This window comes from Microbacterium sp. NPDC089190, assembly GCF_040701795.1.
Lineage (GTDB): Bacteria > Actinomycetota > Actinomycetes > Actinomycetales > Microbacteriaceae > Microbacterium > Microbacterium galbum.
Map to the genome: position 1 here is coordinate 789,484 of NZ_JBFBHF010000002.1, position 13,530 is coordinate 803,013.

12 protein-coding genes are annotated in these 13,530 nt (G+C 72.0%); 4 read left to right on the forward strand and 8 right to left on the reverse strand.

Annotated elements, in window-relative coordinates; translation table 11 throughout:
- Positions 1–29 precede the first annotated feature (29 nt).
- Both AB0230_RS09735 and AB0230_RS09740 read left to right on the forward strand, forming a co-directional pair.
- Positions 30–1,286, forward strand: coding sequence for an HAD-IA family hydrolase (locus AB0230_RS09735; protein WP_366375420.1), 1,257 nt, complete (start codon positions 30–32; stop codon positions 1,284–1,286).
- Between the two features lie 72 nt (positions 1,287–1,358).
- Positions 1,359–1,838, forward strand: a complete 480-nt coding sequence (locus tag AB0230_RS09740) for a GNAT family N-acetyltransferase (RefSeq protein WP_366375422.1) — start codon at positions 1,359–1,361, stop codon at positions 1,836–1,838.
- Positions 1,839–1,939: 101 nt separating this feature from the next.
- Here the strand turns inward: AB0230_RS09740 and AB0230_RS09745 are convergent, their stop codons facing one another.
- Entirely contained in the window at positions 1,940–2,629 is a 690-nt protein-coding gene (locus AB0230_RS09745) for a DUF2848 domain-containing protein (RefSeq protein ID WP_363391075.1), read from the reverse strand.
- Positions 2,630–2,758: 129 nt separating this feature from the next.
- Here AB0230_RS09745 and AB0230_RS09750 point away from each other — a divergent pair, with 129 nt between their 5' ends.
- Complete coding sequence (locus AB0230_RS09750; RefSeq protein ID WP_366375424.1) at positions 2,759–4,105, forward strand: MFS transporter; 1,347 nt, start codon at positions 2,759–2,761, stop codon at positions 4,103–4,105.
- Positions 4,106–4,168: 63 nt separating this feature from the next.
- Here AB0230_RS09750 and AB0230_RS09755 read toward each other — a convergent pair whose 3' ends face one another.
- On the reverse strand, positions 4,169–4,828 hold the full coding sequence (locus AB0230_RS09755; RefSeq protein WP_363391078.1) for a GntR family transcriptional regulator: 660 nt from the start codon (positions 4,826–4,828) through the stop codon (positions 4,169–4,171).
- Positions 4,829–4,873: 45 nt separating this feature from the next.
- Here AB0230_RS09755 and AB0230_RS09760 point away from each other — a divergent pair, with 45 nt between their 5' ends.
- Complete coding sequence (locus AB0230_RS09760; protein ID WP_363578211.1) at positions 4,874–5,677, forward strand: carbon-nitrogen hydrolase family protein; 804 nt, start codon at positions 4,874–4,876, stop codon at positions 5,675–5,677.
- A gap of 88 nt (positions 5,678–5,765) precedes the next feature.
- Here the strand turns inward: AB0230_RS09760 and AB0230_RS09765 are convergent, their stop codons facing one another.
- The 6 genes from AB0230_RS09765 to AB0230_RS09790 form a co-directional block, all read right to left on the reverse strand.
- Positions 5,766–8,573 (reverse strand): FAD-binding and (Fe-S)-binding domain-containing protein, encoded by a 2,808-nt coding sequence (locus AB0230_RS09765; RefSeq protein ID WP_366375427.1) that lies wholly within the window; start codon positions 8,571–8,573, stop codon positions 5,766–5,768.
- Positions 8,570–9,568, reverse strand: coding sequence for a PfkB family carbohydrate kinase (locus AB0230_RS09770; RefSeq protein WP_366375429.1), 999 nt, complete (start codon positions 9,566–9,568; stop codon positions 8,570–8,572). The genes AB0230_RS09765 and AB0230_RS09770 overlap by 4 nt, the downstream gene beginning before the upstream one ends.
- Positions 9,565–10,407: a class II fructose-bisphosphate aldolase gene (locus AB0230_RS09775; RefSeq protein ID WP_366375431.1), complete on the reverse strand. Its 843-nt coding sequence runs from the start codon at positions 10,405–10,407 to the stop codon at positions 9,565–9,567. Before AB0230_RS09775 ends, AB0230_RS09770 begins: the two co-directional genes overlap by 4 nt.
- A gap of 233 nt (positions 10,408–10,640) precedes the next feature.
- The gene (locus tag AB0230_RS09780; protein ID WP_366375433.1) at positions 10,641–11,630 is read right to left on the reverse strand and encodes an ABC transporter substrate-binding protein; all 990 of its coding nucleotides are present in this window, start codon (positions 11,628–11,630) and stop codon (positions 10,641–10,643) included.
- A gap of 41 nt (positions 11,631–11,671) precedes the next feature.
- Positions 11,672–12,754 carry an ABC transporter permease gene (locus tag AB0230_RS09785; protein WP_315995228.1) on the reverse strand — a complete coding sequence of 361 codons (1,083 nt, stop codon included), beginning with the start codon at positions 12,752–12,754 and terminating at the stop codon, positions 11,672–11,674.
- On the reverse strand, positions 12,751–13,530 hold the full coding sequence (locus AB0230_RS09790; protein ID WP_366375435.1) for an ATP-binding cassette domain-containing protein: 780 nt from the start codon (positions 13,528–13,530) through the stop codon (positions 12,751–12,753). The genes AB0230_RS09785 and AB0230_RS09790 overlap by 4 nt, the downstream gene beginning before the upstream one ends.

The following is a 13,530-nucleotide window of genomic DNA, read 5'->3' on the forward strand; positions in this document are numbered from 1 at the left end:
GAACCTCTTCGAGTCCCGGAATGACGAGCATGACACCGGTGACTTGCTACGTCTATGGTGGAGGTATGCCGTCGTCGTGTCAAATACCCGAATCGCTCGCCGTCCTCGTCGCCGGTCCCGCCGGCAGCGGCAAGAGCACGCTCGGACGCGCCCTCGCCACCGCGCTGCGCGCACCCCTCGTCGACCTCGACAGCGTGACCACCCCGCTGCTCGACGCCCTTCCCGCCGACGCCCTCGGCGGACACTGGCTCGCCTCCCCGCACGCCGGGGCCATCCGCGCCGGTCGCTACGCGGCACTGCGCGCAACGGCCGCCGATGCCCTCTCCACGTCGGGCCGCGTGGTCGTCGTCGCCCCCTTCACCGCGGAGCTCGCGGGCGGGGACGACTGGACGGCGCTGCGCGAGGCACTGCTGCCCCTCGAGCCCGTCGTCATCCATGTCGACGGGGACCCGGCGATCCTGGCGTCCCGCCGCGCCGCGCGGGGCGCCTCCCGCGACGCGCACCGCGTGGACGTCACGACGGTCGCACCCGCCGTCCCGGTGATCGCCGTCGACGCCGAGCTCACCACCGGGCAGCAGCTCGCCCGCGTCCTGCCCGCGCTCGGCATCCGCCGCCCCCTCGACGCGGGAGCCGCGATCTTCGCGCGCGAGTTCGACGCCGTGCTGTTCGACCTCGACGGAACCCTCGTCGACTCCACGGCATCCGTCGCCCGGTCCTGGCGGCGCTTCGCCGAGCACTTCGACGTGTCGATGGAGGCCCTGCACGCCAACCACGGTCAGCCCGCGCGCACGCTCGTGAGCCTGCTGCTGCCCGCCGAGCGGCATGCCGAGGCGCTCGCGCACGTCACCGACCTCGAGGTGGCGGATGCCGTGGGTCTCGCCCCCATCCGCGGCGCCGCCGACTTCTTCGCCGCCGTACCGGCCGACCGCCGCGCCATCGTGACCTCGGGGTCCGTCCCCATCGCCACGGCCCGCCTGGCCGCGGCCGGGTTCGCCCACCCCGACGTGTTCGTCACGGTCGACGACGTCGTCAACGGCAAGCCCGACCCCGAACCCTTCCTCCTCGCGGCCGAGCGTCTCGGCGTCGACCCCTCGCGCTGCCTCGTCGTCGAGGACGCCCCGGCCGGCATCGCCGCGGCCCGCGCGGCCGGCTGCGCCGTGATGGCGCTGACCGGCACGACCGCCGACGAGGAGTTGGGCGCCGATCTGGTGGTGGACGGACTGGATGCCGTTCGGCTCGAGGTCACGGCATCCGGGGCACTGCGGTTGCGGGGCTCCGTCGGCTGACCATCCGCGACCGGGATGCGGAGGATCCACCTCCCCGGAGGCGGGCGGCCCCGCGGGGCGATGATGGAGGGAATGACCCTCTCAAGCAGCCACGTCCTTATCACCCGCATCACGCCGGCGATGGCACGACGAATCGTCGCTCGTGACGAGGAACCCGGAGACGACTGGCATCCGGACTATCCGTTCGTCGACGAGCTCGACCCGCTCGACGCCCTCGCGGCGTCCGAGTCGAGCGCGTCACCGTTCACGATGTACGCCATCCGTGAGCCGGCGACGCGGCTCGCCGTCGGCGGCCTCGGCTTCTTCGGCCCACCCGACGCGAGCGGAACCGTCGAATTCGGCTACGGCCTCATCCCCGCGGCACGAGGACGGGGGCTCGCGAGTGCCGCCGTCATCCTCGCCCTCGCGCACGCCCAGCACTGGGGCGCCCGCCGGGCGGTCGCCGACACCGAGACCGACAACGGCGCCTCGCGCCGCGTGCTGGAGAAGGCCGGGCTCCACGAGACCGGGCGACGCGGCACCCTCGTGCTCTTCGCCCGCGACCTCCTCTGAAGGCGCGGGCGGGACGAGAGCCCGAGCGACGACGAAAGCCCGGACCGTTCGGTCCGGGCCGTCGTCGCTCACGGCCGGTGGACCGCGGCGCGAACGCTCGCTCAGCCGATGGGCGTCGGCATCCGCTCGACGTCGTAGCGGACGACGCTCGACTCCCCGGTGCTCTCGTCGAGCAGCTCGACCTCCCAGCGGTCGCTGAACTGGTCGACGCCCGCGACCATCGGGATCGTTCCCGAGATGAGGGCGACGCCCTCCTGGCGCTCGCCCCGCTCGGCCAGGACGTCGAGCCAGTACTGCGGCGAGAGCAGCTCGCCGACGCGGCCGTCCTGGATGAGGGTGCGCTCGGCGCCCACCCACGCCCGGAGGCGCAGGTCGTCGGCGCGATCGGCCAGAGACGACAGACGCCAGGCCCGGCGACCGAGCATGTCGGGACCGGCGTTCTTGCTCCAGGCGACGCCGTGCACCTCGAGGGCCCGATCGGTGTGGTCGCAGGCGACGGTGAGCAGCACGTCGTCCTCGCCGGGGCCGATGACGACGATGCCCCACTCGGCCTCGCCGGACGTGCGCTCGTGCTGCGCCTCGACCCGGTCGCCCTGACGGGCCAGATACGACGAGACGGGGTACAGCGAGGGGGTGGTGGTGGGCGCCGGGACTCCCAGCTCGGCCAGTTCGTCGATGTGGTGCTTCACGGCCGCCTGGTCGCGACCGGCGTAGCCGGCGTTGTACATGTGCGTCACGTCGACGGAGACGAGGGTGCCCTCGCCGATGATCTCGAATTCCAGAGCGGTCACGTCGCCTCTTCCCATTGTTACGACGCGGGAAAATTTCCCCGTATCGGTTGCGTATACGTTTTGTATACAGGAAGTATGAGGGAAACGAAAACGCGGCGGTCCTCCTCGCCGACATCAGATGGGACTCTCATGACGAACGTTCGAAACGCTGTACCGGGCGGCCGGGAGCGCACGCGCTCGCTCGCCAAGGCGTACACCGCCAGCCTCACCGGCACCGCCCTGGAGTGGTACGACTTCGCCGTCTACTCCGCTGCCGCCGCCGTCGTGTTCCCGGCGCTGTTCTTCCCCGAGAACGACCCGCTCACGGGCGCGCTGCTGGCGTTCTCCACCTACGCCGTGGGGTACCTGTCGCGCCCGGTCGGCGGCATCGTGTTCGGCCGCCTCGGCGACAAGATCGGCCGCAAGAGGGTCCTCGTCATCACCCTCCTCCTGGTGGGCATCGCGACCTTCCTCATCGGCGTCCTTCCCACCTACGGCGCCATCGGCCCGCTCGCGGCCGTCATCCTCGTGCTGCTGCGCTTCGCTCAGGGCGTCGGCGTCGGCGGCGAATGGGGCGGGGCCGTCCTCCTCTCGAGCGAGTTCGGAACTCCGCGGCGCCGCGGCTTCTGGGCCTCCGCCGCCCAGGTCGGCCCGCCCGCCGGAAACCTGCTGGCCAACGGCGTGCTCGCCGTCCTGACCCTCGCCCTCTCCGACGAGCAGTTCCTCGCGTGGGGATGGCGCGTCGCCTTCCTCCTGTCCGCGGTGCTCGTCGCCTTCGGCCTGTGGATCCGCCTCGCCCTGGAGGACACCCCGATCTTCCGCGCCATCGAGCAGTCCGGCGACCGACCCGAGGCCCCCATCAAGGACGTGTTCCGCCTCGAGGGCCGCGGACTCCTCGCCGCCATCCTGTGCCGCCTCGCACCCGACATCCTGTACGCGATGTTCACCGTCTTCACCCTCACCTACGGACTCACGCAGCTCGGCATGGAGCGCTCGCAGGTGCTCACGGCCACCCTGATCGGCTCCGCCTTCCAGCTGGCGCTCATCCCCCTCGCCGGGTGGATCAGCGACATGGTCAACCGCCGCCTGCTGTACGCGATCGCCGCCGTGGCGGCCGCAGGATGGCCGTTCGTGTTCTTCCTCATGATCGGCGGCGGCTCCCAGCCGCTGTTCATCCTGGGCGTCGTCGTCGGTCTCGCCATCCACTCGTTCATGTACGGACCGCAGGCCGCCTTCATCACCGAGCAGTTCAGCCCGCGCCTGCGCTACACCGGATCGTCCCTCGCCTACACGATCGCCGGCGTCTTCGGCGGCGCTCTGGCTCCCGTGATCTTCACGGCGCTGCTCAGCGCGACCGGCAGCTGGGTCGCCCCGGCGATCTACCTCGGCGTCGCGGCCGTGCTCACCATCGTCGGACTGCTGCTCGGCCGCAACCCGCAGCACGAGGAAGACGAGGAGTACCTCGACGTGCTGACCGGAGCACGGGCCACGTCGTGACGACCGACGGCATCCGGTCCCCTCGGTCGGAGCGCTGCCCGCGCCCCGGCCGAGGGCCGCGCCTCACGCCCCCGTCAGGATCGTCCGGAGCGTGATGCTCAGGTGGTCGTCGATGGCCTTCTCGGCGGCCGCCTGATCTCCCGCGCGCAGGGCCTCGACGATCGCGCCGTGCTCGTGCGTCACGGCGTTCCACCGCGAGGGGCCGATGCTCAGCGCGGAGATCCCGACCCGCACCTGCTTCTCGCGCAGAGCCGCGTAGTTGCGCGAGATCAGCGCGTTGCCCGCGGCGTCGACCAGGGTCTGGTGGAACTCCCGGTCGAGCTCGATGCACTCGCGGGCCTGCTCGAAGGTCAGGCGGTCGAGTCCCGCGGTCACCGCGTCCTGACGTCGCATGACCTCGGCGAGTGCGTCGTGCGGCGAGAGCCGCTGGGCCAGGGCGCGCTGGACGGCGAACCGCTCGATCAGCCCGCGCATCTCCATCAGCTCGGCCGTCTCGCGCGGGGTGAGCGCGGCGACGCGGGCTCCCCGGCGGGGCTCGAGGTCGACCAGGCCCTCCGACGCCAGGATCAGCAGCGCTTCGCGCACCGGGGTGCGCGAGACCCCCACGGCGTCGGCCACGTCCTGCTCGTTGATGAAGCCCCCCTCGACCTGTGGGTCGGTCAGCAGCGAGCGGAGGTGTCCGAGAGCACGGTCTCGGCCCGAGGGGGGCGCGACAGAAGGCATACGACAGGTATACAACACGGGGATACCCGTACGAAGGAGACTCACATGCGCATCGCCCTGGCTCAGGTCGTCGCCGGTTCCGACCCCCTCGAGAACCTCTCGATCATCGCCCGCGAGGCCGCGCGCGCCGCCGAGGACGGCGCCGCACTCGTCGTCTTCCCCGAGGCGGTCATGTGCCGCTTCGCCGGCCCCGACCTCGCCGAGGTCGCGCAACCGCTCGACGGCGCGTGGGCCGACGAGGTGCGCCGCATCGCCCGCGAGGCGGGTGTGACGATCGTCGTCGGCATGTTCACCCCGGCCGACACCCCCGGGCGGGTGCGCAACACGCTCCTCGTCGCCGGGGCGGCCGAGACCGCCTACGACAAGATCCACCTCTACGACGCGTTCGGCTATCGCGAATCGGATGCCGTCGAACCCGGCCTGCAGCCCGTGCTCTTCGATCTGAACGGCGTCCGCATCGGACTGGCCACCTGCTACGACGTCCGCTTCCCCGCCCTGTTCCGCGCTCTGGCCGACGACGGCGCCCACCTCGTGCTGGTGGCCGCCTCCTGGGGGTCGGGACCCGGCAAGCGCGAGCACTGGGAACTGCTCACCCGTGCCCGCGCCCTCGACACGACGACCGTGGTGGTCGCGGTCGGCCAGGCCGACCCCCGCGCCACCGGACGCGACGACGGCGTCGGAGCGCCCACCGGCATCGGCTACAGCGCGGTGGTCGCCGCCGACGGTGCGGACCTGGTCCGCCTCGGCGAGGCCCCGCAGACGCGGGTCGTCGACGTGTCCGAGGCCCTGTCCGCGGTCGCCGAGGTGCGCGCGAAGATCCCGGTCCTCGCCAACGCCCGGCGGTTCTGACCCGGGCACGCATCCCCGCCCGCCGGAGCACGCCTCCCGCCGCCGCTCCCGCGGTGCAGCCGGGCGCCCCGCGCCACGACGCGGCCCCTCAGCCGAGGGGTCGCGTCGCCTCCTCCAACAGCTCCAGCACGTGCACGTACGACTCCCCCGTCGCCTTCGTCATCCCGAGCTCGCAGGTGCGGTTGCACGACGCGAAGGCATCAGCGCCGAACCCGGCGACCTCGGCCGCCTCAGGGGCGGTCGCCGCCTCGGTCAGCTCGGGGTGCAGCATCCCCCGGTCGCCCGCGTACGCGCAGCATCCCCATGCGTCCGGCACGCGCACCTCCGACGCCACGGCCTCCCCCACCGCCCGCAGCGCCGGATCGATCCCCAACTGCGTCGACGAGCAGGTCGGATGCAGGGCCAGCAGCTGCGCCACCGGCGTCGGCGTGAGACGCGGAAGAAGAGTGGATGCCGCGAAGGCCACGGCATCCACGACCTCCACGCCCTCGTCGCGCAGGGTCGCGGCGAAGCCCTCGGTGCAGCTGGACGCGTCGCAGACGACCGGGAGGGCCCCGTCGTGCGACGCCGCGCGCACCGCGGCGCGCACGCGGGAGGTCATCGTGGCGTGTCCCTTCGCGTAGCCCTTCGACGACCACGGCGTCCCGCAGCAGAGCGCGTCGATGCCGTCCGGCACGACGGCTGAGACCCCCGCACGTTCCAGCAGGCGGGTGAACGCCGCGGTCGCACCGATGCCCTCGGCGGGCCCGAACATGCTGCCCACGCACGCGGGGAGGAACACCGCGACCGGCTCCACTCCGGGAGCCCCGACGACGGTCCCGAGCGATCGACGAGACGCCCCACCCGCGGGCAGCTCCGCCGCGTACCGGGGCACCGTGTCGGTGCCGAGCACCGCGCGAGCGGCATCCGTCACCGCGCGCACGGCGGGAGTGGGGAGGGCCGATGCGACGCTCAACGCGGCGGCCCCCGCCCGTGTCACCGCACCCCACCCGGTCGCCGCGGCGGACCAGCCCGCAGCGAGCACCGGGTTCGCCTCATCGCGGCGGAAGCGCTTCATGAGCGCCCCGGTGTTGATCTGCACGGGGCACGCCGTCTGGCACATGCCGTCGACGGCGCAGGTCTGCACGCCGTCGTAGTCGTAGTCCTTCTCGAGCTCCGCGACGAGGGCGCCGTCGCCGCGTTCGCGGGCGGCGGTCGAGGCGCGCCGCACGACGATGCGCTGGCGGGGGGTCAGCGTCAGCGACCGACTCGGACACACCGGCTCGCAGTACCCGCATTCGACGCATCGGTCGGCCTCGGGCTCGATCGACACCGGGGTCTTGAGGTTCCGCATGTGCGCGGCCGGGTCGTCGTCGATGATGACGCCCGGATTCAGGATGCCGCCCGGGTCGAGCAGCCGCTTCAGTCGCACCATCACGTCGTACAGTTCGTCGCCGTACTGCCGCCGCACGTACGGCGCCATGGCGCGGCCCGTGCCGTGCTCGGCCTTGAGATTCCCGCCGGCGTCGAGGACGAGGTCGACCATCGCGTCGGTGAAACCCTCGAAGCGCCCGAGGGCCTGCGCGCCCTCGAAGCGGTCGGTGAGCATGAAGTGGATGTTGCCGTCCTTGGCGTGGCCGAAGATCACACTGTCGCGATAACCGAAGCGTTCGAACAGCTCCTGCAGACCCTCGCACGTGTCGGCGAGGCGCTCGACCGGCACCACGACGTCCTCGAGCAGTGCGGTCGTGCCGCTCGGCCGGGCACCCGCGACCGAGGCGTAGAGGCCCTTGCGGAACGTCCACGCGGCGGCGCGCTGCGCCGCGTCGCTCGAGAACACCGCGGGCTCGCGCAGCGGTTGCTGCCCGAGCACACGGGCGCCGGCGGCGGCGAGATCGTGCAGCGCGGGGGCGTCGTCGGCGTGGTACTCGACGAGCAGCGCCGCCTGCGTCGTGGCCTCGAAGCCGTGGATGGCGGCGGGCGTGCCGGCCAGACGCTGTCCGACGCGCAGGGAGGTGGCATCCATCAGCTCGAGCGTCGCCGCGCCCGTGGCCATCAGAGCCGGGAGCGAGCGGGTGGCCGCGTCGAGGGTCGGGAAGACGGCGAGGGTGGTCGCGATCGCCGAACGGATCGGCACCGTGCGGAAGGTCGCCTCCGCGACGAAGGCGAGCGTCCCCTCCGACCCGACGACGAGGTGCGCGAGCAGCGCCGCGGGGCTGTCGAAGTCGAGGAACGCGTTCAGGGCGTAGCCCATCGTGTTCTTCATCGCGAACTGCCGCTCGATGAGGGAGACGCTCGCGGGGTCCCCCACGACGCGCTCGCGCAGCCGCAGCAGCCCCTCGACGAGGGCGGGCTCGCGCTCGTGCAGCAGCCGGTCGGCATCCGGGTCGGCCGTGTCGACGACGGTCCCGGATGCCAGCACCAGCACGACCGATTCGAGGGTGCGGTACGAGTTCTCCACCGTGCCGCACGCCATGCCGCTGGAGTTGTTCGCCACGACACCGCCGATCGTGCACGCGGCCTCGCTCGCGGGGTCGGGGCCGAGGCGATGCCCGTGGCGCGCGAGCCGCGCGTTGACCTGCCGCACCGTGGCGCCCGGTTGCGTGCGCACGCGGCGTCCGTCGTCGAGCACGTCGATGCGTCCGAACCCCTGGCGCACGTCGACGAGCAGTCCCGCCCCCGACGACTGGCCCGACAGGCTCGTGCCGCCCGAGCGGAAGGTCACCGGGGTGCGCGAGGCGGAGGCGGCGCGCAGGATCGCGCCGACCTCCGCGGCCTCGGCCGCGACGACCACGGCATCCGGAGTGAGCAGGTAGTGCGACGCATCGTTCGCGTAGGCGACGCGGTCGATCGCGCGCGTGCGGATGCGCGAGGAATCGGCGACGGCCGCGGCGACCTCCGGGGCGAGCGGGGTCATGCCTCCCCCTCGGGGCTGAGCGCCCGTGTCAGATCCGGTTCGGTCTCCACGAGAGCCCGGATGCCGTGCGGCGGTCCCGCGACCAGCGTCGAGGCGTGCGCGACGGCGTGCGCCCCCCACTCGGCGGCCGACGCCGCGGCGAGGACGAGGGAATCCGCTCCGGCTGCGACGGCCGCGGGTTCGCGGGTCACGCCGAGGAGGTAACCGGCGAGGGCGGCGTCTCCCGCCCCGGCGGTGTTGGCGACGAAGGGGGCGTCGGCCCGCGCGAACACCGCGCGCTCCACCGTCACGGCGACGAGGCCGTCGGCGCCGAGGCTCGCGAGCACCGTGCCCACGCCCCGCTCGACGATCTCGCGCGCGGCGGAGACGACGTCGCCGAGGCTCGGGAGGGGGCGACCGACCGCGGCCGCCAGCTCGTCGGCGTTGGGGGTCAGCAGGTCGATGCCGGCGGGGTCGGCGAGCAGTGCGTCGAGAGCCGTTCCGCTGGTGTCGACGGCGACGCGCGCGCCGTGCTCCCGGGCCACCGCGCGGACCGCGTCGAGATCGACCGGCGCGCCGGCGCCCGCGAGGTCGGGGAGGCTCCCCGAGATCACGAGCCACGGCTCCGTGCGCGCGGCGAGCTCCGCGCGCAGCGTCGCGACGGTGGCATCCCATGCCTCCGGTGACAGCGGCGGGGTGGGGGCGTTCACCTTGGTGGTGGCACCGTCGGCGTCGATGATCGAGGTGTTCACACGGGTCGACCCGGGCACCTCGACGATCCGCAGCAGCGGAGCGGTGAGTCCGCAGCGCGCGAAACGCACGTCGTCGGCGCCCAGCACGACCACCGCCGCGGTGTCGGCACCCCCGGCGGCGAGGGCGGCCGAGACGTTCACGCCCTTGCCGCTCACCTCGCGCGTGTAGCTCTCGGCGCGCGTGAACGCTCCGCGCCGCAGCGCGCCGACGCGGTACGTGGCGTCGATCGCCCCGGCGGCGGTGAGGGTGACGACCCCGGTCACGCGCGGACCTCCGTCGCGACCCGGCCGGTGACGACGTCGAGCAGACGGTGCACCTCGGCCGCGACCGCGGAGCGCCCGGGGGCGAGCCAGCGGCGCGGGTCGATGGCATCCGGATCCCGATCGAGCTCGGCGCGCACGGCCGCCGTGAGCACGGTGTTCAGGTGCGTGCCGATGTTGATCTTGCGCATGCCCGCGCGCACGGCGCCGTCGATCCCGGCGTCGGCGACTCCGCTGGAGCCGTGCAGCACGAGGGGCACGGACACGGCCGCGGCGAGCTCGGCGATCAGCGTTTCGTCGAGCCGGGCGCTGCGCTCGCGCATGGCATGCTCGCTGCCCACGGCGACGGCGAGGGCGTCGACGCCCGTGGCCTCGACGAAGCGCACCGCCTCGGCGACGTCGGTGCGCACGCCCGGCGTGTGGGCGCCCTTGCCGCCGATCTCCCCCAGCTCGGCTTCGATCCAGGCTCCCGCGTCGTGCACGTGGGCGGCGACGGCGGCGGTGCGCTCGAGGTTCTCGGCATCCGTCAGGTGGGCGGCGTCGAACATCACCGAGCGGATGCCGACGGCCAGCGCCTCGTCGACGAGCGGCTCGTCGGTCGCGTGGTCGAGGTGCACCACGACGTCGACGTGCGCGGCGTCGGCCAGGCGCAACGCGGCGCCGGCGGCCGGGGCGAGACCCCCGTGGAACGCGATGGCGTTCTGCGACAGCTGGAGGATCACACCGGTGCCGGCCGCCTCGGCGCCGGTGACGATGGCCTCGGCGACCTCGAGGGTGATGAAGTTGAAGGCCCCGACCGCGCGGTGCGCGGCGAGGAGGGCGGGCATGTCTGCCAGGGGCACGTCGGTGTCTTTCTCGTCGGGTACGGCCCCGTGACGAGTACGCCGCGCGGGCGCATCCCCGGGGTGGGGCCGTGTCTGTCTCACCGGGGCGCGGGGCGCGTCCGGGTTCGGGGCGTGTTTCGTCGTTCGGGGCGTGAGGTTTTCGCCCCACGGCGCGGAACCCGCCCCGAACCGGGAAGGGAAGGGGGGTGCATGCCGGGACCTCGCGTGTGCGGGGTCCCGGCATCCGGGTGTCAGCAGGACGACTTGTAGACCGCGTCCTTGCCCTCGCCGTCGATGTTGTCCTTCGTGAGGATGGTGAAGCCGGTCTGGATCTTCTCCTCCGTCGACTCGCCCTTCAGTGCGGCGATGGCCTGCTTGACGCCGTCGGAGCCGATGGTGGCGGGCTCCTGCGCGACGAGCGCCTGGACGGTTCCGGCTTCGAGGGCCTTGACCTGGGCGGGACCGGCGTCGAAGCCGACGATCGTGACCGAACCCTGCTTGCCGGCCTGCTGCACACCGGTCGCGGAACCCTCGGCGGCGAACAGGTTGGCGGCGAAGATGCCGACGATGTCGGGGTCCTTCTGCAGCGCGGCGGTGACGATCTCGGCCGCGGTCGAGGGCTCGTTGTGCGAGTACTGCACGCCGACGGATTCGAACTTCGAGTCCTCGGCGACGGCGTCTTCGAAGCCCTTCGCGCGGGCGTCGGTGGTGGAGATGCCGGGATCGACCGACACGACGAGCACCTTGCCGCCGTTGGGGTTGGCATCCTGGATCGCCTTGAACGCGGCAGCCCCGCCGCCTTCGTTGTCGCTGGAGATCTGCGACACCGCACCGGACGGGTCCTCGAGCGTCGTGTCGACGAGGACGACCTTGATGCCCGCGGCCTCGGCTGCCGCGATGGGTGCCTGCATGGCCGACACGTCGGTCGGCGCGATCAGCAGCGCGTCGGGCTTGGAGGCGACCACGGCGTCGACGATCGGCTTCTGCAGGGTCGGGTCGAACTTCTCCGGCCCCTGGGTCGTGACGGTGGCGCCTTCTTTGGCGGCTTCGTCCTGGATGCCGCACTGCATGGAGATGTAGAACTCATCTCCGGCGACGCCCTGCACGAACGCGATCTTGTAGCCGCCGTCGGAGCCGCCCGAGGCGGATCCCGACGACGAGCCGCCGGAGCACCCGGCGAGGACGAGGGTGGCTGCGGCGCCGAGGGTGGCGAACGCGAGAACCTTCTTGTTCCACTGCATTGTGATGACCGTTCTCTCTTGGGGGTGTCGGATGCCGGGCCTCAGCCGCGGCGTCCTCCGCTTACGAACTTCCGCCAGAGGCTCTGGGTGTTGCCGCGGGTCGCGGCGGTGCGGCGCACCTGGTCGACGTAGACGGCGGTGATGAGCACCGCGCCGACGGCGACCTGCTGCCAGAAGGGCTGCACGCCGGTGATGACGAAGCCGTTCTGCAGCACGGCCGGGATGAAGAGGCCGACCACCGTCCCGAAGATCGTGCCGACGCCGCCGAAGAGCGACGTGCCGCCGATGACCACGGCCGCGATGACGTTGAGGTTGGTCTGCGACTGCCCCGCGATCGCAGTGGTCGAGAACTGCGACAGGGCCAGGATGCCGGCGAGCCCGGCGAGCGCCCCCGACAGCGTGTAGACCGAGATGAGGTGGCGGTCGACCTTGACGCCGACGCGACGGGCGGCGAGTTCGCTCGAGCCGACGGCGTAGGTGTAGAGGCCGAATTTGGTGAAGTGCAGCACCACGGCGCCGATCACGACGACCACGAGGGCGATGACGCTGATGATCGGCAGCGACCCGAAGACGTTGCCGTAGCCGATCGACACCGTCAGCACGGTCGGCACATCGCGGATGTCGACACCGCCGGTGAGGATCTGCGCGAGACCGAGGGCCATGCCCAGGGAACCCAGGGTGACGATGAGCGGCGGGATCTTCGCCTTGGCGATGAGGAACCCGTTCAGCAGCCCCCAGCACACGCCGCTGAGGATGGACACGAGGATGCCGATGGTGGCCACTCCCCAGCCCTCGCCGCCGAGCGCCCGCATCGTCAGGGCCGAGACGACGCCCGAGAACACCAGGACCGAGCCGATCGAGAGGTCGATGCCCGAGGTGATGATGATGTACGTCATGCCGACGCCGAGCACCGCGAGGATCGAGGCGTTCTGGATGATCAGGCGGAAATTCGACCACTGTGCGAACGAGTCCGGCGCGAGCGCGCTGAAGATCAGCACGATGACGATGAGGATGAGCAGGATCTGGAAGGCCTGCGCCTTCAGCAGTCCGACGAAGAAGTTCGGCTTGGTGTCTTCGAACGTGCCGATGGCCACCGTCTCGGTGGGAGGGGTCGTGGTGCTCACTTCTGGTCGTCCTTCGTGACGGCGCCGGTCATGAGCCCGACGAGTTCTTCCATGGAGGTGTCCTTCGCGGAGACGTTGGCGACGCGCGTGCCCAGACGCAGCACCTGCACGCGGTCGCACACCTCCATGACGTGCGGCATGGAGTGCGAGATGAGCACGACGGCGATGCCCTTGTCGCGCACACGGCGGATCGTCTCGAGCACGTTCTTCGTCTGACGCACGCCGAGGGCTGCCGTCGGTTCGTCGAGGAAGACGAGGCGACCGGCCCAGTGCACCGCGCGGGCGATCGCGATCGCCTGACGCTGGCCGCCCGACATCTCGCCGACGGGCGAGGTGAGCGAGCGCACCGTGGCGCCGAGCTCGTCGAACGCCGCGCGCGACGCCTTCGCCATGTCCTTCGTCTTCATGAAGCCGAGGGCACCGGCGAGCCCCGGGCGACGGATCTCGCGGCCGAGGTACATGTTCTGCACGGGGTCGAGGTGGGGCGCGAGCGCGAGGTCCTGGTAGACCGTCTCGATGCCGAGCGACGAGGCGACCTGGGGGTTCGACATCTCGATCGGCTTGCCGTCGAAGAGGATCTCTCCCTCGTCGATGGCGAGGTTGCCCGATAGGGCCTTCACGAGCGTCGACTTCCCTGCGCCGTTGTCACCGATGAGGGCGGTGACCTCGCCGGGGTAGACCTCGAAGTCGACATTGCTGAGGGCGCGGACATGACCGAACTGACGCGACAGACCGCGTGCCTGGAGCACGGGGACCGCCGTGGTGACTGACGACAT

Excerpts from the sequence above, each read along its gene's own strand:
- AB0230_RS09735 (WP_366375420.1), top strand. The coding sequence starts at position 30 with ATGACACCGGTGACTTGCTACGTCTATGGTGGAGGTATGCCGTCGTCG.
- AB0230_RS09740 (WP_366375422.1), top strand. The coding sequence starts at position 1,359 with ATGACCCTCTCAAGCAGCCACGTCCTTATCACCCGCATCACGCCGGCG.
- AB0230_RS09750 (WP_366375424.1), top strand. The coding sequence starts at position 2,759 with ATGACGAACGTTCGAAACGCTGTACCGGGCGGCCGGGAGCGCACGCGC.
- AB0230_RS09755 (WP_363391078.1), bottom strand. The coding sequence starts at position 4,828 with ATGCCTTCTGTCGCGCCCCCCTCGGGCCGAGACCGTGCTCTCGGACAC.
- AB0230_RS09760 (WP_363578211.1), top strand. The coding sequence starts at position 4,874 with ATGCGCATCGCCCTGGCTCAGGTCGTCGCCGGTTCCGACCCCCTCGAG.
- AB0230_RS09765 (WP_366375427.1), bottom strand. The coding sequence starts at position 8,573 with ATGACCCCGCTCGCCCCGGAGGTCGCCGCGGCCGTCGCCGATTCCTCG.
- AB0230_RS09780 (WP_366375433.1), bottom strand. The coding sequence starts at position 11,630 with ATGCAGTGGAACAAGAAGGTTCTCGCGTTCGCCACCCTCGGCGCCGCA.
- AB0230_RS09790 (WP_366375435.1), bottom strand. The coding sequence starts at position 13,530 with ATGTCGTCAGTCACCACGGCGGTCCCCGTGCTCCAGGCACGCGGTCTG.